The following is a 21,456-nucleotide window of genomic DNA, read 5'->3' on the forward strand; positions in this document are numbered from 1 at the left end:
CGCTTGCCAATAATTATTTTTAACCGAGTCGCCTAAAAAGATTATTTCAACAGTGGATGATCAGCTGGCAGTTGGCGGGTGATCCATAAAATCAGTTTGTGTTTCATGTTTGGCCCATCTTCTTTATCTTTGGCCAGTGGCTGAATCAAGTTGTCGGTGACCAATAAACGGTAAATACATTCCACTTTGTCTTTGGGTGAGATGCCTTTGTCGAAGTCTGCATATCCGCGTTTTTTGGCATAGCCCACGCCGATTTCCATGGCGAACTTCAATATTTGTGCTTCGTTCTTGTGTGGCTTCATTGGCGATCCTCTGTTTGCACATAGCATCCATCTACTGGACACGATAATTTGTGCCTGATGGCATCTGCGAGTTATACGTCCTAAGTTACGCTAAATATGCTGTTTTTTAGATTTAATTTTGGCGATTTTTGATAAAACCACCAAAAAAATGACCTAAAAATAACGAGAATATTGAATCTGATTAAATTGTCATCAACTCAGATGTTAACTCAGTTACTGTCGTAGGTTTTAGCTAAGGTAAGTGCCGATGAAAATCTAAGCTCAGTTTTATCTGCCTGAGTTTAAGCCTGACTTAACATTCAGATACTTGTTCGCTCGCGATGACCGCTTTTATGCCATGGGGATGCACTTTAATGCACACATTGCCGCGTTTAAAGGCGATAGTTGGATTGGCTAAACGTTCTTTATCGCCTTTGGGCGAGCTCATCTTGACCTTAATCTCAGCAAGGGATGGCAAGTCTGGTAATCTTGACTGCTCTGATTCAGCTGTCTGCTCAGATTGCGGCAATGGACTCAGTCCTAGGTTGAGTAAAGGGCGGAGTGTTGGACATAAGACCAGTAAATCTTGGCTCAAGGTATCGCAATCTTTAGCTTTAGAATCAATAACTAATTCTATGTGCTCCCAGCCTTCCTGTGGATAAACTTTATCACTAGGATAGGGAAGCTCGACGCAGGCAATGCTAAATTGACCGAGTGTGAGTGGCGTGTCTAGCTCGATGATCAGAATCGTACGGCCATTGATGATGTTGTCTGAAATGATTTTTCCTATGCGGCTAAAGGCGTCGCGCAGGGCATCGGCACTGGCGATGGAATTGACGCGCAGCGCGACATGGTCGCAAACCAGTGCTTTATCTGCTAAGTCTAAGGTTTCAAGCAAGGCTAAAATCTGCGCTTCGAAGGCTGCCCAGCTTTGGATTAATTGCTCATAGCTGAGGTTTGCACTGTGCGGCGCAACAGGCTCGTTGAATTTAGGCATAAATACTCCAAGGCATTTCTATTGGCGTTAGTTTTATCCCTTAAGTAAATGACTGAGACTATTACAACTAACATCATGCTTTTAATGGTTAAATAAAAACGCCCATTAAGCTGGGCGTGTTTGATATCGTTCAATGATCTATTTGGCATTTTGCCATCTGGATATTGGCTAAGGTTAAGGCCAAATCTCAATTGGTGTTCCTTCATCGACCACTTTCCACACTTCATCCATTTCGGCGTTGGTAATCGCGATACAGCCGTCAGTCCAGTTGTATTGCTGGGCTTGTTCTGGCGGCAGTGATGATTTAGGGTTTTGGCCGTGGATCATGATCATGCCTCCGGGTCTAATGCCTAAGGCTTTGGCTCTGAGTTTATCCTCTTCATTAGGATAGGAAATATGGATCGATTTATAATAAGCACTATCTGGCTTTTTATAATCTAGGGTATAACGCCCCTGTGGTGTGCGTTGATCGCCTTCCTTTAATTTATGTCCAGCGGGTAGGTCACCCATGGCGATGCGATATTGTTTGAGCACTTTGCCATCGCGCAATAAAGCCATACTGGATTCGGATTTAGTGATCACCACCAGATCCACTTTACCCATGCCAGAGGCATGTAATTCGGGTGAAACGAGAGCCGCGATAGTCACAGTGAGAGATGTCAATGTGGAAAGTAGGGTGGCGCGCATGAAGTCCTCGAAAATAAACACAGGTTGTTGGCTTTTTTCGGCATCATACCGCAATTTTATCCTACTGTGAGTAGATAATTTTGAGCTAGGTGCAATTGCATGGCAGACTCGTGGCATATTTATGCTGTAATCCCTGTGTTAGTCAGTTTGTTGCAAGGAAGTAAAAGTTTGTATGTCTGAGAATATCGAATCCGAAAGTCCGTTAAAACGTCAATTACGTACCATTATTTTTGGCACTGATACTCCCGCTGGCCGCTATTTTGATATCGCCCTCATGGTGTGTATTGTGTTGAGTGTCGGCTTAGTGTTCCTCGACACAGTAGAGATATTCCATCGCGAATACGGCCAGCTTATTTCTGTGTTGGAATGGGTATTTACCATTATTTTTACGATTGAATATGGCCTACGTTTGTACTGCGCGACTCATCCTGTGTTATATGCTCGCAGCTTTTATGGTTTAGTGGATTTGTTATCGGTATTGCCAAGTTATCTGGCGTTGCTGATCCCTGGGGCTAACTTTACCTTAGTCATCCGGATACTTAGGCTGTTTAGGATTTTCCGCGTACTCAAATTACTGCGCTATTTAAGTGAAGGAAATGTTCTACTTAGGGCGATGATGCAGTCGAGTCGTAAGGTTTTTTTGTTTTTCTTCTCGGTCAGTTTGATCGTTATGGTACTGAGTTCAGTAATGTATGTGGTTGAAGGGCCTGATAATGGTTTCAGTTCAATCCCTAAATCTGTGTACTGGACAATTGTGACTATTACTACAGTCGGTTATGGCGACATTACCCCGAAAACCGGATTAGGTCAGGCGATTGCGGCTTTTACTATGCTGATTGGTTACTCGATTATCGCAATCCCAACGGGGATTTTAACCGCCGAGATATCCCAAGAAGTAGGGCGTCATCGAGATTTACGCTCGTGTAATCAATGTCATAAGACAGGTCATGATATTGATGCCATGTATTGTAGTCGTTGCGGATGTGAGTTAGATAGCTTGGATGTGCCCGTTGATAAAGGCGTTTCATGATGACTTCGGCGAACACTTTTTATTTTTTGTAGGTAAAAGACACGTATGACGCAAGCCAAGTTTGTTGAAGGCCCCATATTACGCCATATCTTAGTGATGAGTTCGACCGCCGCGGTAGGGATTTCTGCCTTATTTGTCGTGGATTTACTGGATATCTTTTTCCTGAGCCTATTGGGAGAGCATGAACTCGCGGCGGCTGTGGGCTATGCGGGGAGTATTTCGTTTTTTACCACATCGATTGGAATTGGTTTATCGATTGCATTAGGGGCTTTAGTGTCTCGCTCGATTGGCGCAAAAGAGGTGGTGTTGGCAAAGCGCTTATTACTCAATAGCGCGGTTGTGACGACACTGATCAGTGTGCTGGTGGCGGCTGTGGTCACCATCTTCATTCCTGAGCTAGTTGCCTTAGTGGGCGCGAATGGTCATACGGCAGAGCTTGCTGCGAGCTATTTGTATATTCTCGTGCCTTCCTTGCCTTTTATCTGTCTTGCAATGGCGCTCGGCGGAGCTTTGCGCGCCGTGGGTGATGCAAAGTTATCTATGATGTCGACCTTAGCGGGGGGCGGCGTTAATGCGGTACTCGATCCGATTTTTATCTTCATGTTCGCCATGGGGATTGAAGGCGCTGCATTGGCATCCGTTTTAGCGCGGGTGGCGGTATTTGTGATTGCCGCTCGCGGTGTGGTGGTTAAGCATAAGTTGTTAGGCCATTTCGATAAGGCACATTTTATCGCCGATCTTAAGCCCATCTTTGCCATTGCAGGCCCTGCGATGTTAACCAATGTGGCAACTCCCATCGGAAATGCCTTTGTGACCCGAGCGATCGCCGATTTCGGTGACGCTTATGTGGCAGGCTGGGCAGTATTAGGGCGTTTAATCCCTGTGGCTTTTGGGATGATCTTTGCACTGTCCGGCGCGATTGGACCTATTGTTGGGCAAAACTTTGGCGCAGGTCAGTTTGACCGAGTACGTGAGAGTTTAACGCGGGCGATTCAGTTTTGTACTGTGTATGTGCTGGTAATGTCTTTGCTGCTGTTTATGCTTAAGTCACATTTGGTCAGTATGTTTGATATGAAGGGTGACAGCGCTGATCTTATTCACTTTTTCTGCAGTTATATCGCAGTATTCTTTATCTTTTCGGGGATTTTATTCGTGGCGAATGCGTCCTTTAATAACCTTGGCAAGGCCAAATATTCCACGCTATTTAACGTAGGTAAAGCCACTTTAGGCACTGTGCCTTTTGTGTATTTTGGTGCACTTTGGGGTGGTGTTTACGGTGTATTGATTGGGCAAATTTTAGGGTCTATTTTGTTTGGTACATTAGGTGTGTGGGTTGCCTATCGTTTAGTGGATAAAGTGGCGGCGCAGGCACAGTTTTCAGCGGCGCCTAATCTTGATGCTGCGAATGCTATCCCCCGCAATGTCGTACTGAGTGAGGAAGAGGAAATCGCTAATTGTGTTGCACAGAACTTACCGAGTGCGACCAATCCGCTTTCATCCTCTTGCGTGCAGATGGCGCAATTAACGGAGGAGCAAGAGAATGAGCCCGTATTACCCTATTTAGACGAGGGGAAAAAGCCTAATTGACGTTATGTGGCTTAGCTGCGCCGTGTAGAAGCTGTGGGCAAGAACGCAGATAAAAATGAGCTCTTAATAACGAGGAGAAGTCAGAAAACTGCTAATGATAGGAATGCTGAAAAACAAAATGCCACAAGATTGCTTGTGGCATTTTGTTTGAAACGGCGTTTGCACTTCATTTAATTAAGCTAACAATGCCAAAATACGCCGCTAAAAGACTATTCTGCTGAACTGCTTATTCTTCAATACTTGGCGTGTCTTGTTGGCCTTCGACTTGTTCAGTCGCGGCTTCTGATGCCGCCATTTTTGCGCGATCAGCCTTAGAGATGTAACCTGATTTTGCAGGTGAGCCGATAGTCACTGGGTCGACTTTATTCAGTCTGGCCTTAGCGCGTTTAGCTATTTTCTTGATGATCTTTTGTTTCTTGTTCATGACGTCTCTAATTTCGTTTCGCACCCGCTACGCGCAGGTATATGAGGCCAAGGGCTCAATTGAGGCGGGATTCTAACTCAATCTGAACGAACTGACCATGTTTTGCTGAATTTTGTCGAAAACAACGGCTACTCTTTGGGAACTAGTTTTGCTATATGACGTTAGCATAACAATTTAACTCAAACGGCGCTGTTAGTATTTCACACGACAAATGCTGCAAATTCTGCGGTGTATGCTGTCAGTGTGGATCAAAAGCCATTATATTGCCTAGCATTATGAGTTTGAAAAATTGACTCTAATGTTATTTTATTGCTCATATTCTGAGCCGAGGAAGATGTGTGTTATTAACTAAAATCACTTTTTTTGAGCGCTTTGAGCACGATATATTAAGTGGCACTAAAACCATTACATTGCGTGATGAAACGGAATCCCATGTGATTGCAGGTCAAACGCTTCCCGTTTCAACCTTCGAAACCGACCGCTGGTTTTGTGATATCCATATTATTGATGTCGTGCCATTGACCTTAACTGAGCTCTCAGACATTCATGCTAAGCAAGAGAATATGACGTTGCCGCAGCTACGTAATGTGATTGCAGAAATTTATCCCGGTCTTGAGCAATTGTTTATGATCCAGTTTAGGGTTTTACCGCAGTAAAAGTATAGAGCGTAATTCGTAAAACAAAAAAGGCCGCACAGCAGCCTTTTTATTACAAATTCAATGGCATATTAAGTTGCCGAAGATTGCTGAACTGTTCAAGAACATAAGCTATCCAAGACAACTAAACCGTCCAAGGTAACAGTTTTTTGGCAAAGTGATCGGCTTGGCCTAAGCGAATCGCTGCGCGGTGACGCATCCGATAAAAAGCTTGATAGCACAGGGGGACTAAGTACAAGCTAGTCACTGTCGAGAACGATAAGCCACCGATAATGGCGATTGCCATGGGGTAATATGGCGGGCCGCCGCCACCGATTTGGGTATCACCCATCGCCAGTGGGACTAATCCCAGTACTGTTGTACCTACTGTCATTAACACTGGCCGCAAACGGGTGATACACACCTCCCGAATGGTGTCAGACAATTTGTCGAGATCCGGTGTCATCTGATTGATTTGATCCACCAGAACGATACCGTTGTTCACCACTATCCCCATTAAAATCAAGATACCTATCATTGCCATCACAGAAATAGGGGTGCCTGTGATAAACAGCGCCCAGAATACACCTGTGATGGAAAATAGGATCGAGGTAATAATCGCCGTTGGTAACAGTAGAGATTCAAACAACGCCGCCATAACAATATAAATCATCGCGACAGCCAAGAGCATATTAGTCACCATCACGTTCTGATCTTCATCTTGGCGCTCGAAGCCACCACGGAGTGAATAGTCGTAACCATCGGGGAAACGGATATTTTCCATCACTTGCTTAATCTTAGTTTGCGCCTCTTCTGTGGTGAGGTTTTCTAAGTTAGCCCCAATCGACAGCGAGGTTTGGCGATTGAAGTGTTTGATAGTATCGAAGCGGGGTTGGATCTCAATCTTCGCCAGATTATCTAAGGTGTACACTCTTTGGTCGAGGCGTACTATGGGTAACTGTTTGAGTTTCTCAAGTGACTTTTGCCATTCTTTCTCGTAGGCCATTTCGATGCGTAGCTCGCCATTAGGATCGTGGCGGAAGGATCGCAGCGGTGAACCGCGCAGTGCCATGGAGATACTTGAGGCAATTTCATTGAGTTTTAAATCTAACCGCGCCGCCATTTGTCTATCAATGCGGATAATCACTTCTTGCTGAGCGCCGTTAAGCTCGGAGCGAACATCTTGCAATCCTTTGATATTTTGCAATAAAGGAATAACTTGCTCGCTCAAGTTAATTAGCTCAGAGGTTGAACGTCCTGTCAGTGTGACTCGCACGCCAGAGTTGTCATTACCCCAGCCAAATTGCGGTTTGGCGATGGAATACTTAGGGAAGCCGCTACGGATTTTCTTTTTTAACTCATCCACTGACATAGGCAAATCTTTCTTTAGGAGGATCACTGATGAGCCATCGTCAGAGGCATAATAGCTGTAGACAGAATCAATATGGAATTCCTCTTTATTGTTATAAAGATACTCTTCCATTTGGTTGATCATCGCCTCAGTGACATTGAGATTATGTCGACCTTCTACTTGGTAGTTAATGTAGATTCGTTCATTGCTCTCGCTGTCTTCTTGATCCTGTTTAACCATAGATAGCGGCAGGGCGGTGGATGCGAGTATCGCTACAGCAATCACGCCTGAACGCCAAGGTCTGAGCAATACCCAATCTAGGGTATTATTGTAAAAACGTTGTAATTTACCCGCATCCTTTTCGGGTGCGATGTCGAAGTGAAACTTAGTCAACATCAAAGGGATTAAGGTTTTTGCGACCAATAGCGACGCGGCGAGTGAAATACAAATCGCAATAGCAACATGCTCTAGAAAAATGGTGATCTCGACTTTTACGCCAAAAATATTAGGTAAAAATACAATGGCGGTTGTCATTGTGCCTGCCAATACCGCCAGAGACACTTTATCAACCCCCGTCATGACGGACTCTTCATTGTCCTTAGGGTGTTTACCCTGTTTTTCCTGCAGTACGCTCTCAGTGACAACCACAGCGTTATCAATCAACATACCGACGGCGAGCAGGAGTCCCATCATAGACAGAATATTCAAGCTGTAACCGAGTAGATACATAGCGGCGAGCGTCATACCGATTGAAATAGGCACGGATGACACAACCACTAAAGTCATTTTCAAATTACGCAGGAATAAGTACAGCACTACAAAGGATAGCAGTGCACCGATTAACCCTGAAAGCAGCAAATCCATTAGTGAAGATTTTACTCCAGAGGCTTGATCTTCCATGATAAATAGGCGAATACCTTGGAACTGTTGGTCCTGCTTCGCAAGCTCAATCACCTTCATGACACGGTCTGACACTTCGACTAAGTTAGCGCCAGATTCCTTAAAAACATCCAAACCCACGGCATAGTGCTTATCTAAATGTCGACCTTCGATACGTTCAGGTAGGGCAAATTGCACATCGGCGATATCGCCTAAGGTCAATCCGGGGATCAGTACTAGTGCTTTGATATCTTCAAGGTTTCTAAACTCACCCTTAGGTGAAACTTGATAAACGATATTACTGGCCCTGAGTGTACCTGCGCTCAGCACAAAGTTCTCTCTGCCGAGACGTTGTTGCAAATCTGTGGCTGAAAATCCACTGGCGGCAAGGCGGTCGGCATTGATGCGTACCTCAATTTGCTTTTGCTCAACGCCGTACAGGCTGACCTTAGAGACACCTTCAACACGTTCAAGTGGACGCTTGAGCTGTTTATCGAGTAGATCGAATGCACCTGAAAGCTCACGATCACTTGAGATGCGTATGGTGAGCACAGGCATGTCGGCGGTGGAGAATTGGCGGATAAAGACCCGCTCCACATCCTTGGGCAGTAAATGCCGCACTGCATCGATTTTTTCCCGCGCTTCTAAGCTCTTAGTGGCAACGTTTTCCCCCCACTTCATGTTGATTTCGATTTCGGCGCCTTCTTGGGAGGATTCTGATTCAAGCTCATCAATCCCCCCCATAGTCGCGAGGGATTCCTCCAGCACTTTGGTAATATCGCGTTCCACTTCAGCAGGGGTCGAGCCTTTGTAAGGCACTTCCACCACTATCTGTGGGATATCGATACCGGGGAACATTTCCAGCGGTAATAGGCGACTCGAGGCGAGACCAAACAGCAAGATAGCAAAGAAGAACATGCTGGTGGTTACGGGGCGCTTAATGGCTAAACGGGTGAGGTTCATGGGCGAGCCTCCTCTACGTTTACATTTGAGCCAGTTACTGCGTATTCTTTACGGTCGAATAGGGCATAGAGCACTGGGAGCACTATTAAGGTCAGTAGTGTTGATAAACTCAGACCAAAGATCACCGTAATCGCCATCGGTGCGCGCACCTCTGAGCCATCACCTAGACCTAGCGCCATCGGCAATAAGCCTAAGGTCGTGGTGAGGGTTGTCATCATAATCGGGCGTAGGCGCGATTTAGCTGCATCGCGAATGGCATCAAGTTTTTGAGCACCTTCGCTACGCAGTTGATTGATCCGATCCACAAGCACAATCGCGTTGTTCACGACGATCCCCGCCAACATGATAAGGCCAATAAATACCACCACACTCAAGTTAGTTTGGGTGATATAAAGCCCAAGTACACTGCCACCTAATGCCATAGGTACGGCAAAAAGGATAAGCAAGGGGTGCAGTAGTGATTCAAACTGACTCGCCATGACTAAATACACTAAGAAAATCGCTAAGATAAGGGCAATTTTGAGTGATTGGAATGAGTGCTCCATTTCCTCATTTTGACCACCAAAACGGGCCTGAACCGATGCGGGTAACACTTGTTGCGATAGTATCTGCTGCGCCTGTGCAACCGCATCGCTTAAATCACCATAGGCGAGGTTAGCTGATACGAGAGCCACACGTTGTTGGCTGATACGGTTAATCGCCGATGGGCCTAATTGCAATGAAACTTCTGCAACTGCGCTTAATGCAATAGGTTGGTTGCTGTTCGGGTTGATAATTAAGGCATCGATATCGCTGATTTGATCCCGCTCCGCGAGTTCACTGCGCACCAGAATATCAATCTTACGGTCACGCACTGTGTATTGACTGGCAACAGTACCACCAACACGTTGGGCAATACGGTTTGCAACCGTTGGCGCATCCATTCCTAGAGCCGCTAACCTTGCATGATCGAAACGGATACTTAGCTCAGGTTGACCATCACGTAGACTGGTATTCACGTCGGCAAAACGCTCCGATGCGGATAATGCTTTGACTAGACTATCTGCGCTGCGTTTGAGTAAGTTTAAATCGTAACCTGTGAGCTCAATCTCCAGTGGCGTTTTAAAGCTGAATAACTCAGGTTGCTCAATTTTCGCTTCAAGTTCAGGAATGCGGCGCGCAGTATCACGTAATACTTGAGTGACTGCGTTATAGGCACTGTGGTCGTTAAGCACCACTTGCAAGCGGCCCCAGTTTTCACCCCCGCGGGCAGTATCCGAAGTCATCAAACCGCCACTACCGGCTTGGCTATAAGCATGTTTAACTTCGGCTCTGTCTTTAATGGACAGTGCAAGTTGCTGTAATATCTTGTCGGTTTCGCTCACTGCCGTACCCGGCGGTAGCAAGATCTCCACATAAAACTCACCCTGATTCATTGGCGGAATAAGCTCCATACCAAGTCGCGGTAACAAGCTAATACAAGCGCCTGTTATTGCAATCGTGAGTAACAGCGTTGCTTTTTGTTGGCGCAGCGCCGAGGCCAGAAGTTTGTAATAAACCTTCTCAATACTGTGGTAGACAAAGTTAAATGCTGAGCTTAACGGGCGCATCACTAGACCAATAAGCCATGAGAAGAAGCGGCCTAAAATCAACACTAAGGTCAGTAGTGCACTGGGTAAGTAACTAACAATTAATAGAATAGGAAAGGAAAACACAGTCGCGCTATAGTGTTTAAGCTTGCCCATTTTAGTGGTGGGTTTATCCTTAGGTGTCGTTTTTATCAGCGCGGGTAAGGTTTTAAAGCCTTCACGTGATGCCAGCATTGGAATGGACGTTAACGCGACTAATAGCGATGCTAACAGCGCAAAAGTGACCGTTAGCGCTTGGTCTGAGAAGAGGGCGCCAGCAATCCCATCCACAAATACTAGCGGCACAAACACCGCAAGAGTGGTGAGTGTTGAGGCAAAAATCGCGCCTGCCACTTCTTTAGTTCCCGTCACAGCGGCTTCTAATTTACTCATGCCTTCGCTACGGCAGCGGTCTATGTTCTCTAATACCACAATGGCGTTATCGACCAAGAGACCGATGGCAAGGGCAATACCACCTAATGACATAATATTTAAGCTAATATCGGCAAAATACATCATGTTAAAGGTGGCGATCACTGAGAAGGGAATCGAGATAGAAATAATCAGTGTCGGGATGATATTACGCAAGAACAGGTAAATCACTAGCATAGATAACAAGCTGCCCATCAGCGCAGAAGAGGTGACTTCGCTGACCGCACTTTCGATAAACTCAGACTGATCGTAAATCACTTCGAGCTTATTTTGCTTAGGGTCTTGATTGATTTTGACGAGTTCATCGCGCAGTTTTTTGGCGACAGCGACAGTATTTGCATCACCTTCTTTATAAATGGCCAGTTCAATCGATTCTTGACTGCCGATGCGGGTGATGTCACTACGCTCCTTGTAGGCATCTGTGATGGTAGCAACTTCGAATAAACGGACTAAAGCTTGCTCATCGCGATAGACGATCACTTGGCCGAGTTCATCTAATGAGTTGAATTGGTTTAGCGTTCGTACTAAGTATTCGCGATCACCTTGGATCACTTTACCCGCAGAGAGGTTGATGTTTTCCTCATTAATACGACGTTTAATATCATCGGCATTGAGATTGAGCTGCGACAGTTTTTCTTGATTGAGCTGAATATGCACTTCTTGCTCTAGGCCGCCAGATAAACGCACGGCGGCGACCCCAGATAGCGCCTCTAAACGACGCTTAAGTTCTTCCTCTGCATAGGTGCGCATTTGTTTGAGATCGGCTTCAGATGCATTAGACACCGACAGCGCAAGACGCATAATAGGGTCAAGGTTGGGGTTAAAACGCAGTAATAAGGGCTTTTTAACATCGAGCGGCAGAGCGATAGTGTCGAGTTTTTCACGTACATCTAAACTCGCCATATCCATTGTTGTGCCCCATTCAAACTCGAGCACCACATCTGACATGCCTGAGCGCGAGATAGAACTGATTTTACGTAAGCCTTTGACCACGCCAACGGCTTCTTCAATCGGTTTAGAGACGAGCTGTTCAACTTCTACTGGCGCCGCACCGTCATACATAGTGCGAATGGTTAACGTGGGATAGCTTAAGTCTGGCAGTAACTTCACCGCTAGGCGGGAAAATCCCACCATACCGAATAAAATCACTGCCAGCATGAACATCCATACCGTGACTGGCCGTTTAACGGAAGTGCTGATAATTGACATGAAAGGCTCCTATCAGTTCTTAGCGGAAGCAAGATCGAGTGGGGTGATCACTTCGACTAAGGATTGGTCTTTCAAGTTTTGCTGGCCACGGGTCACGACTTGTTCACCGGGGTTAATACCTGTAATCACTTCTACCGAATCACCTTCACGGTAGCCAATTTCGACTTCACGACGGTTCGCATTGGTACCATCAATAACATAAAGCGCTTGTTTGTTGTCTTGGTTAATCAAGGCGCTGTAGGGAACAGTAATCACGTTCTCGTGGGTATCGTATTTGAGCTCAACCCGGGTAAACATGCCAGCTTTAAGGCGCGCCTCTTGATTCGGCACAGCAAGTGTCACCTTAAAGGTGCCACTTTGTGGGTCCACAATCGGGCTTATGCGCAACACTTTGGCGTGGATAGCATTCTTGCTATGTTGATTACTAAACACTTGTGCTTCTTGGCCGAGTTTTAAGCTCGCAAGCTGTTGCTCTGGCAAATGAACTATACCGTGGAGTTCATCTTGGTTGACTATATAAAACAAGTCGCCAAATTCCTTCGCCATATTGCCAGCTTTCACATAGCGTTTAGCAACTACACCGCTAATAGGGGACAGTACGCGGCTTTCTTTTACTTGCAGTTCGGCGAGATCTTTCTTAGCGATAGCGGCTTGCAAGTTATATTCAAGTTTGGCCATTGAATCCGCGCTGATAAATTCTCTGTTGCTCATTTTCTTCAGACGATTCAATTCCTGCTCGATGATTTTGACTTCGGCTTCTGAGCGGTCTAAATCATATTGCTGCCTCTTGGCATCAATAACAGCCAGCACTTGGCCCTTTTGAACGCGGTCACCTTCTTCAACAGCGAGAGATTCAATGAGCCCTGATATACGACTCACTACATTGGCTTCCTGTGGCGCTTCTAAGGTGGCAGTTGTACTGTAAAAAGAAGAAACGTTTCCTTGCATCACTGTAGTGGTTTCGACGGGAATGGCATATTTTTCTTCTTTTTTGACCACTTCTTCCTCACCACAGGCTGCTAGCATCGAAATCATTAGCAGTGGCAGGGTGAATTGAGCAATTTTTGACTTTTCCATAAGAATGTTACCTGTTGTCTTTATTGTGATGTCAGTTGATAGCAGAAACCATGCCAATGTTTAAATTTGTTTAACTTCAGTCTATTAGTCGTATTTTTGGCTAAGTGTGATTTGTGATTCTTACCAAATGTAGCCAAAAGGTTTAAAAAATGATGAGAATAACTAAACGTGGTTAATTAAGATTACACAAGTGCACAATTGCAACAATGTATTTTGTCAGGAGAAGGAAGTTTAAAAGAGGATTATTTGAAATGAAAAAAGCGCCCTTAGGCGCTTTTTAATGCGTAAGTCGTGGGACTTAGCGTTTGTCTTGTGCGACGAAATCACGCGCAGTTTCACCAGTATATAACTGACGTGGACGGCTGATTTTGTGGCCTGGTTGATCTAACATTTCTTTCCAGTGAGCAATCCAGCCTACAGTACGTGCCAGTGCGAACAGCACAGTGAACATACTGGTTGGAATACCAATGGCTTTCATAATGATGCCAGAGTAGAAGTCGACGTTTGGATACAGCTTTTTAGAAATGAAGTATTCGTCTTCAAGTGCAATGCGCTCAAGCTCCATTGCCACATCCAAGAGTGGATCTTGTACTTTCAGTTCTTTTAGCACTTCATGACAAGTTTCACGCATCACTTTGGCTCGTGGGTCAAAGTTTTTGTAAACACGGTGTCCAAAGCCCATCAGACGGAAAGGATCATTTTTATCTTTAGCGCGTTCAATGAATTCAGGAATACGGTCTACTGAACCGATTTCTTCTAACATTTGCAAACAGGCTTCGTTAGCGCCGCCGTGTGCAGGGCCCCAAAGAGATGCGATACCCGCTGCGATACACGCAAATGGGTTTGCACCTGAAGAACCGGCTAAACGTACTGTTGAAGTCGATGCGTTTTGTTCATGATCTGCATGTAAAATGAAGATCCTGTCCATTGCACGTTCAACAATAGGGTTCACGACGTATTCTTCGCACGGTACAGCAAACATCATGCTTAAGAAGTTGCCTGCATAGCTTAAGTCATTACGTGGGTACACGAATGGCTGGCCTGAAGAATACTTGTAGCACATGGCTGCTATCGTAGGCATTTTTGAGACTAAGCGATAAGCGGCGATTTCGCGGTGACGTGGATCGTTAACATCCAGAGAGTCTTGGTAAAATGCAGATAATGCACCCGTCACACCACATAACATGGCCATAGGATGAGCATCACGACGGAAACCTCTAAAGAAGAAGGCTAGCTGCTCGTGAACCATAGTGTGGGTTTTAACTGTATGTACAAACTCAGTATATTGCGCTTTGGTCGGTAGTTCACCGTAAAGCAGCAAATAACACAGGTCTAGGTAATCGGAGTCAACGGCAAGTTGATCGATTGGATAGCCACGGTGTAACAATATACCCAGATCACCATCAATATAGGTAATTGCAGATTCACAGGAGGCAGTCGCAAGAAAACCTGGATCAAAAGTAAAGTAACCTTTGCTGCCAAGTTTACTGATATCGATTACGTCAAAACCAGCGGTTCCCTGCTTTACTGGCAATTCTATCGAGTCGTTCCCTGGTAATTCTAATTTGGCTTTTAAATCAGCCATACCCCGTTCTCCTTACTTAGTTCTTATCTGTGAGTGCGGCATGTCAAACCGCCATTACTTTACAGCCATTCTAGATCACATTTCAATTTAAATAAGCGTTTAAATTTGTTAGACCATGGTATAAAAGCCTTTACTTTTCTATTTGTAACTGGCACTTACAGTAAAAAATAGTCAAAAAAACATAATTTGCATTCTGTGATGTTTGTATTTGACATTTGCCGCGAGTATACTTGCCTCGCCCAATAAGGGCCGCAAACAACGATTATAAAGCACCCTTTGTTTACATGTTAAATGAGTGCGTGCTCAGATAGTTAACTGTTTGTTTAAACTTTGCTTTTGTGTTTACTTTTGCAGTGATCAACCTCCTGTTTAAAGTTTGTACAAAAGCGGTTCACATAACAAAAAAAATGCTCAATGGAGCTGAGTGAGCAGAACGTGAAAAAGCAAAGACCTGTCCATTTAGATCTGCAGACCATTCGCTTTCCTGCAACAGCGATTGTGTCAATTCTTCACCGTGTTTCCGGTGTCATCATGCTGTTCGCAGTTGGCATTCTCATTTGGTTGCTAAATTCATCTTTAGCATCAGCTGAAAGTTTCGCTGGCGTACAGTCTCTATTCGATAACTTCGTGATGAAGTTTATCCTGTGGGGCATTATGACTGCACTGGCGTATCACTTGTTTGGTGGCCTGCGCCACTTAGTAATGGATACCGGTCGTTGGGAAGAATTGTCATCGGGTGCCGCATCAGCGAAAGCTGTATTTGCCTTAACGGTAGCCTTTTCAATCATAGCGGGGATCTGGGTATGGTAACCAATGCAGCAAGTTTTGGACGCAGTGGTGTTCATGACTATATTCTACTACGCGCTAGTGCAGTGATCCTCGCCTGTTACACCATTTTCTTGGTTGGCTTTATTGCATGTAGTTCCCCTCTCACCTACGACGTCTGGCATGGCCTATTTAGTGCTCTGCCAATGAAAGTGTTTACACTTCTGACGCTGGTAGCCTTATTAGTACATGCTTGGATTGGTGTATGGCAAGTGCTGACAGATTACGTTAAGTGCACGTCGTTACGTGGTGTTTTACAGTTCACCTTTGTCGTTACCGTATTTTGTTATTTAGCGGCCGGCATTGTTATTGTGTGGGGTGTCTAAGTGAGTATTCCAGTACGCGAATTTGATGCTGTAGTGATCGGTGCCGGTGGCGCTGGTATGCGTGCAGCGCTGCAGATTTCCAAAGAAGGTAAAAGCTGTGCGCTTTTATCAAAAGTATTCCCAACCCGTTCTCATACCGTATCTGCGCAGGGTGGTATCACTGTTGCGTTAGGTAACGCCCATGAAGATCATTGGGAACAACACATGTACGATACCGTGAAAGGTTCCGATTTTATCGGTGACCAAGAAGCGATCGAGTTCATGTGTAAAACCGGTCCTGAAGCCGTGATTGAACTTGAGCAAATGGGTTTGCCTTTCTCTCGTTTCGAAAATGGTACGATTTACCAACGTCCATTTGGTGGTCAATCTAAGAACTTTGGTGGCGAGCAGGCTGCGCGTACTGCGGCAGCTGCCGACCGTACTGGTCATGCTTTGCTTCACTGTTTATATCAACAAAACGTTAAGCATAAGACGCAAGTCTTCTCAGAATGGTATGCATTAGATCTCGTTAAAAACGATGATGGCGCCGTTGTGGGTTGTACTGCGATTGAAATTGAAACGGGCGATATCGTTTATTTCAAAGCTAAGGCAACGATTCTAGCGACAGGTGGTGCAGGGCGTATTTATGCTTCGACCACTAACGCACATATCAACACCGGTGACGGCGTCGGTATGGCAATGCGTGCTGGCGTGCAAATGCAAGACATGGAAATGTGGCAATTCCACCCAACTGGCATCGCCGGCGCGGGTGTACTTGTGACTGAAGGTTGTCGTGGTGAAGGCGGTTATTTGCTGAACAAAGACGGCGAGCGTTTCATGGAGCGTTATGCCCCTAACGCGAAAGATTTGGCATCACGCGACGTGGTAGCACGTTCTATGATGACTGAAATCCGCGAAGGTCGTGGTTTAGACGGTCCATTAGGCCCACACTGTTTGCTCAAGCTTGATCACTTAGGTAAAGAAACATTAGAAGCACGTTTACCAGGCGTGTGTGAATTGTCTCGTACTTTTGCCCATATCGATCCAGCCGATGGTCCAATTCCAGTACTACCAACCTGTCACTATATGATGGGCGGTCTACCAACTAAGGTCAGTGGTCAAGTTATTCGTAAGAATGAAGACGGCACTGAACAAGATGTTATTGGTCTGTTTGCTGTGGGTGAGATTGCCTGTGTATCTGTACATGGTGCAAACCGTTTAGGTGGTAACTCACTGCTTGACTTAGTGGTCTTTGGCCGCGCAGCGGGTCAGCATTTAGGTAAAGCTTTGGATGAGACTGACGATCCAAAAGACGCAAGTGATGCGGATATTGCTGCCTCTCTGGCGCGTCTGAATCGTTGGGAAAGCAACAAAGATGGCGAAGACCCAGCGCAAATCCGTAAGGATCTGCAACTGTGTATGCAATTAAACTTCTCTGTATTCCGTCGTGGCGATGCTATGGCTGAAGGGTTAGAGCAGTTGAAAGTGATTCGTGAACGTCTTGCAAATGCTAAATTGTCTGATAACTCTCGTGAATTCAATACTCAACGTATTGAATGTTTAGAGTTAGATAACTTGATGGCAACGGCAATCGCCACGGCTTATGCGGCTAACTTCCGTACCGAAAGTCGCGGTGCTCACTCACGTGAAGATTATTTAGAGCGTGATGATGAGAACTGGTTATGCCACAGCTTATTTGACCCAATCACTGAAACGATGGATCGTCGTGCAGTGAACATGGCACCTAAGTTACGTGAAGCATTCCCGCCGAAGAAACGTACCTACTAGGAGTTGCAAAGATGAAATTGACATTTGCAGTTTATCGCTACAATCCTGACGTAGATACTAAACCGTATATGCAGGATTACAGCTTAGAAGTGGCTGAAGGCTCTGACATGATGGTGCTCGATGCACTGATCAAGTTGAAAGAGCAAGATCCGACTTTGTCATTCCGTCGCTCATGCCGTGAAGGCGTGTGTGGTTCAGACGGCGTGAACATGAATGGTAAGAATGGTCTGGCGTGTATTACCCCAATTTCAACCTTTAAAGGTAAGAAATTAGAAATACGTCCATTACCAGGTATGCCAGTTGTTCGTGACTTAGTTGTTGATTTAACTCAGTTCTATAAGCAGTATGAGAAGATCAAGCCTTACCTCATCAATGATGAGAAACAACCTGCTCGTGAACACTTACAATCCCCTGAAGAGCGTGCTCATTTAGATGGTTTGTACGAATGTATCATGTGTGCCTGTTGTTCTACGGCTTGCCCATCATTCTGGTGGAATCCTGATAAGTTTATCGGTCCAAGCGGTCTGCTTCATGCATATCGTTTCTTGATCGACAGTCGCGATACAGCTACAGAAGAACGTTTATCTGAGCTGGACGACGCCTATAGCGTGTTCCGTTGCCATGGCATCATGAACTGCGTTGACGTTTGTCCAAAAGGTCTTAATCCGACTAAAGCAATTGGTCATATTAAGTCCATGCTGTTGAAGCGAGCAGTGTAATGCGAGAACCCGAGCTGAAACCAATAATAATATAGCTCTTGAAGAGTCACTTTCTGGTAGCAGAAGGTGACTCTTTTGCGTATGTAATGGAAGACAACGCGCCGTATATCTGGACATCTAGGGGCGGCAGAAATTATGCGTCGAAGGTAATCTCTACAGACTGCATATTTAATACTATGGCTAAGCACGTGTATAAAGTTTGAAAGGAATAGAAATGCACCAAGGCATCATGAAAGCCTGGCTCGAATCATCTCACTTAAGTGGTGCAAATTCGACCTACGTAGAAGAGATGTATGAAGCCTATCAAGAAGACCCACAGTCAGTCGCTGATGATTGGCGTGCGGTATTTGATAATCTCCCTCCTGTGAACGGTGCCTCTGTTGATGCGCCTGAAGCTGCTCACTCAAAAGTACGTGATTATTTTCGCAGTTTAGCGTTAGAAGGACGCCATAAGAGCTCTGCTCGTGTGACGGATCCTGAAATGGATGCTAAACAAGTTAAAGTCCTGCAATTAATTAACGCCCATCGTTTCCGTGGTCACCAAGGTGCTAATCTTGATCCCCTCGAATTGTGGAAACGTGAACCCGTAGCTGATTTAGATCCTGCCTTCCACGGCTTGACTAAAGAAGACATGGAACGTGAGTTTAATACAGGTTCTTTTGCTCATGGTGGCGAAACCATGAAGCTCGCGGATTTGGTAAAAGCGCTGAAAGCCACCTACTGTGGTTCTATCGGTGCTGAATATATGCACATTACCGATACCGATGAGAAACGCTGGATCCAACAACGTCTCGAACCTTCCTTAGGTAAAGCTAACTACGATAAAAGTGTTAAGACACGCATTCTTGAAGGCCTTAACGCCGCAGAAGGTATTGAAAAATACTTAGGTGCTAAATTCCCTGGTGCGAAACGTTTTTCGTTAGAAGGCGGTGATGCGTTAGTGCCTATGATGCGCGAAATTATTTATCGTGCAGGTGAAGCCGGTACTAAAGAAATCGTCGTCGGTATGGCTCACCGTGGTCGTCTGAACGTATTAGTGAACGTATTAGGTAAGCGTCCAGCTGAACTGTTTGACGAGTTCGCGGGTAAGCATGCTGATACCCACGGTTCTGGTGACGTTAAGTACCACCAAGGTTTCTCCTCTGATTTTGAAACGCCGGGCGGCAATGTGCATTTAGCACTGGCCTTTAACCCATCGCACCTTGAAATCGTTAACCCTGTGGTGATTGGCTCTGTACGTGCCCGTCAAGATCGTCGCGGTTGTAAGGATGGCCTACAAGTCATGCCTATTACTATCCACGGTGACTCTGCAATTGCAGGTCAAGGGATAGTACAAGAGACATTCAACATGTCTCAAACCCGTGGCTTTAAAGTCGGCGGCAGTATTCGCATCGTAGTGAACAACCAAGTGGGTTTCACGACGTCTAACCATGCGGACACTCGTTCGACGGAATACTGTACTGACATCGCTAAGATGGTTCAGGCACCGATTTTCCACGTTAACTCTGATGATCCCGAAGCCGTTGCTTTTGTGTCGCAGTTAGCCGTTGATTATCGTAACGAGTTCAAACGTGATGTGGTGGTTGAATTAGTGTGTTATCGCCGTCATGGTCATAACGAAGCCGATGAGCCAAGTGCGACTCAGCCGTTGATGTATGCCAAGATCAAGAAACACCCAACGCCACGTAAGATTTATGCAGACAAGCTAATCGCTGAAAACGTGATGGCTGCTGATGATGTGACTGGTCTTATCAATAATTACCGTGATGCATTAGATCAAGGTGATTGTGTGGTTAAAGAATGGCGCCCAATGACGCTGCATTCTGTTGATTGGACACCGTATATCGGTCGTGAGTGGGACGAAGCGTATCAAGCCTCTATGTCGGCTGAGCGTTTACAAAGTCTGGCTGACAAACTGAGCTATGTACCTGAAAGTCATCCATTGCAATCACGGGTGGCTAAGATTTATAGCGACCGTTTAGCTATGGCAAAAGGCGAGAAGCCACTCGATTGGGGTTTTGCAGAAACGCTGGCTTATGCCTCGATTCTGGAAGACAACAAGCGTGTACGTATTACAGGTCAGGATTCTGGCCGCGGTACTTTCTTCCATCGTCATGCTGTATTGCACAATCAAAACGATGGCACGACTTACATGCCACTGCGCAATATTGCTGATGAACAAGGCCCAATTGATATTACTGACTCAGTATTATCTGAAGCCTCAGTACTGGCGTTTGAGTATGGTTATGCCACAGCAGAACCCGGCGGATTGACTATTTGGGAAGCCCAGTTTGGTGACTTTGCCAACTGTGCCCAAGTGGTAATCGATCAGTTCTTGTCATCGGGTGAGCAGAAGTGGGGCCGTTTATGTGGTCTGACTATGCTGTTACCCCATGGCTATGAAGGTCAAGGCCCTGAGCATTCAAGCGCCCGTTTAGAGCGTTTCTTGCAGATGTGTGCTAACCACAATATGCAAGTGTGTGTGCCTTCAACACCTGCACAGGTCTACCATATGTTGCGCCGCCAAGTGGTGCGTCCTATGCGTCGTCCACTTATCGTTATGTCGCCTAAGTCATTACTACGTCATCCATTAGCGGTTTCAAGCTTGGAAGAATTAGCCAATGGCAGTTTCCAAAATGTGATCGGTGAAATCGATACGTTGGAAGCAAGCAAGGTGGACCGAGTTGTCTTCTGCAGTGGTAAGGTTTACTTCGAACTGCTGGAAAAACGTCGTAAAGAAAATATCACTAACGTAGCGTTAATCCGTGTCGAACAGTTATATCCGTTCCCACATGATGAAATGATCGTTGCTTTGGCTGATTACCAACATGTGAAAGATTTTGTTTGGTGTCAGGAAGAGCCACAGAACCAAGGTGCTTGGTACTCTAGTCAACACCATTTCTGGGCCGCGGTTCCTGCAGGTGCACAGTTAACTTATGCTGGTCGTGAAGCGTCAGCTGCACCAGCGTGTGGTTACCCTGAGTTGCACACGCATCAGCAAGAATCTTTAGTGAACAGTGCCCTGAAACTTACAATCACACTGTAGTAATAGACATTTTATAAAAGGATAGTTTT

At 45.6% G+C, this 21,456-nt stretch carries 16 protein-coding genes; 8 read left to right on the forward strand and 8 right to left on the reverse strand.

Annotated elements, in window-relative coordinates; translation table 11 throughout:
- Nucleotides 1-41: 41 nt before the first annotated feature.
- From KO537_RS17985 to KO537_RS17995, 3 genes are all read right to left on the reverse strand, one after another.
- Nucleotides 42-302: a DUF5062 family protein gene (locus tag KO537_RS17985; RefSeq protein ID WP_006081993.1), complete on the reverse strand. Its 261-nt coding sequence runs from the start codon at nt 300-302 to the stop codon at nt 42-44.
- 292 nt (nt 303-594) lie between these two features.
- Nucleotides 595-1,278, reverse strand: coding sequence for a VOC family protein (locus KO537_RS17990; RefSeq protein ID WP_173244450.1), 684 nt, complete (start codon nt 1,276-1,278; stop codon nt 595-597).
- Between the two features lie 174 nt (nt 1,279-1,452).
- Nucleotides 1,453-1,965 (reverse strand): L,D-transpeptidase family protein, encoded by a 513-nt coding sequence (locus KO537_RS17995; protein ID WP_028759690.1) that lies wholly within the window; start codon nt 1,963-1,965, stop codon nt 1,453-1,455.
- Between the two features lie 172 nt (nt 1,966-2,137).
- Between KO537_RS17995 and KO537_RS18000 the strand changes: the two genes are divergently transcribed.
- Together KO537_RS18000 and KO537_RS18005 are read left to right on the forward strand one after the other, a co-directional pair.
- Nucleotides 2,138-2,995, forward strand: a complete 858-nt coding sequence (locus KO537_RS18000; protein WP_028759691.1) for an ion transporter — start codon at nt 2,138-2,140, stop codon at nt 2,993-2,995.
- 45 nt (nt 2,996-3,040) lie between these two features.
- Entirely contained in the window at nt 3,041-4,582 is a 1,542-nt protein-coding gene (locus KO537_RS18005) for an MATE family efflux transporter (RefSeq protein WP_173244453.1), read from the forward strand.
- Between the two features lie 226 nt (nt 4,583-4,808).
- Here KO537_RS18005 and KO537_RS18010 read toward each other — a convergent pair whose 3' ends face one another.
- Nucleotides 4,809-5,006 carry a DUF2986 domain-containing protein gene (locus KO537_RS18010; protein ID WP_028759693.1) on the reverse strand — a complete coding sequence of 66 codons (198 nt, stop codon included), beginning with the start codon at nt 5,004-5,006 and terminating at the stop codon, nt 4,809-4,811.
- A gap of 338 nt (nt 5,007-5,344) precedes the next feature.
- Here KO537_RS18010 and yqfB point away from each other — a divergent pair, with 338 nt between their 5' ends.
- Nucleotides 5,345-5,662: a N(4)-acetylcytidine aminohydrolase gene (yqfB, locus tag KO537_RS18015; RefSeq protein ID WP_173244456.1), complete on the forward strand. Its 318-nt coding sequence runs from the start codon at nt 5,345-5,347 to the stop codon at nt 5,660-5,662.
- Nucleotides 5,663-5,786: 124 nt separating this feature from the next.
- On the opposite strand, the gene KO537_RS18020 is transcribed toward yqfB, so the two are convergent.
- The 4 genes from KO537_RS18020 to KO537_RS18035 all read right to left on the reverse strand — a co-directional run bounded on the left by KO537_RS18020 (nt 5,787) and on the right by KO537_RS18035 (nt 14,744).
- Nucleotides 5,787-8,834 (reverse strand): efflux RND transporter permease subunit, encoded by a 3,048-nt coding sequence (locus KO537_RS18020; protein WP_131523310.1) that lies wholly within the window; start codon nt 8,832-8,834, stop codon nt 5,787-5,789.
- On the reverse strand, nt 8,831-12,082 hold the full coding sequence (locus KO537_RS18025) for an efflux RND transporter permease subunit (RefSeq protein ID WP_219235224.1): 3,252 nt from the start codon (nt 12,080-12,082) through the stop codon (nt 8,831-8,833). Before KO537_RS18025 ends, KO537_RS18020 begins: the two co-directional genes overlap by 4 nt.
- 12 nt (nt 12,083-12,094) lie before the next feature.
- Entirely contained in the window at nt 12,095-13,159 is a 1,065-nt protein-coding gene (locus KO537_RS18030) for an efflux RND transporter periplasmic adaptor subunit (RefSeq protein ID WP_105252698.1), read from the reverse strand.
- 298 nt (nt 13,160-13,457) lie between these two features.
- Nucleotides 13,458-14,744: a citrate synthase gene (locus tag KO537_RS18035; protein ID WP_105252697.1), complete on the reverse strand. Its 1,287-nt coding sequence runs from the start codon at nt 14,742-14,744 to the stop codon at nt 13,458-13,460.
- A gap of 414 nt (nt 14,745-15,158) precedes the next feature.
- On the opposite strand from KO537_RS18035, the gene sdhC reads away from it, so the two are divergent.
- The 5 genes from sdhC to sucA all read left to right on the forward strand — a co-directional run bounded on the left by sdhC (nt 15,159) and on the right by sucA (nt 21,427).
- On the forward strand, nt 15,159-15,554 hold the full coding sequence (sdhC, locus tag KO537_RS18040) for a succinate dehydrogenase, cytochrome b556 subunit (RefSeq protein ID WP_012089416.1): 396 nt from the start codon (nt 15,159-15,161) through the stop codon (nt 15,552-15,554).
- Nucleotides 15,548-15,895, forward strand: a complete 348-nt coding sequence (gene sdhD, locus KO537_RS18045; protein WP_028759700.1) for a succinate dehydrogenase, hydrophobic membrane anchor protein — start codon at nt 15,548-15,550, stop codon at nt 15,893-15,895. The genes sdhC and sdhD overlap by 7 nt, the downstream gene beginning before the upstream one ends.
- A complete protein-coding gene (gene sdhA / locus KO537_RS18050; RefSeq protein WP_105252695.1) occupies nt 15,896-17,662 on the forward strand; it encodes a succinate dehydrogenase flavoprotein subunit in 1,767 nt (588 codons plus the stop codon).
- An 11-nt stretch (nt 17,663-17,673) separates the two neighbouring features.
- Nucleotides 17,674-18,381 (forward strand): succinate dehydrogenase iron-sulfur subunit, encoded by a 708-nt coding sequence (locus KO537_RS18055; protein WP_028759701.1) that lies wholly within the window; start codon nt 17,674-17,676, stop codon nt 18,379-18,381.
- A gap of 214 nt (nt 18,382-18,595) precedes the next feature.
- Nucleotides 18,596-21,427 (forward strand): 2-oxoglutarate dehydrogenase E1 component, encoded by a 2,832-nt coding sequence (sucA, locus tag KO537_RS18060; RefSeq protein ID WP_028759702.1) that lies wholly within the window; start codon nt 18,596-18,598, stop codon nt 21,425-21,427.
- The last annotated feature ends 29 nt before the right edge of the window (nt 21,428-21,456 follow it).

The organism is Shewanella sp. NKUCC01_JLK (genome assembly GCF_019345615.1).
Lineage (GTDB): Bacteria > Pseudomonadota > Gammaproteobacteria > Enterobacterales > Shewanellaceae > Shewanella > Shewanella oncorhynchi.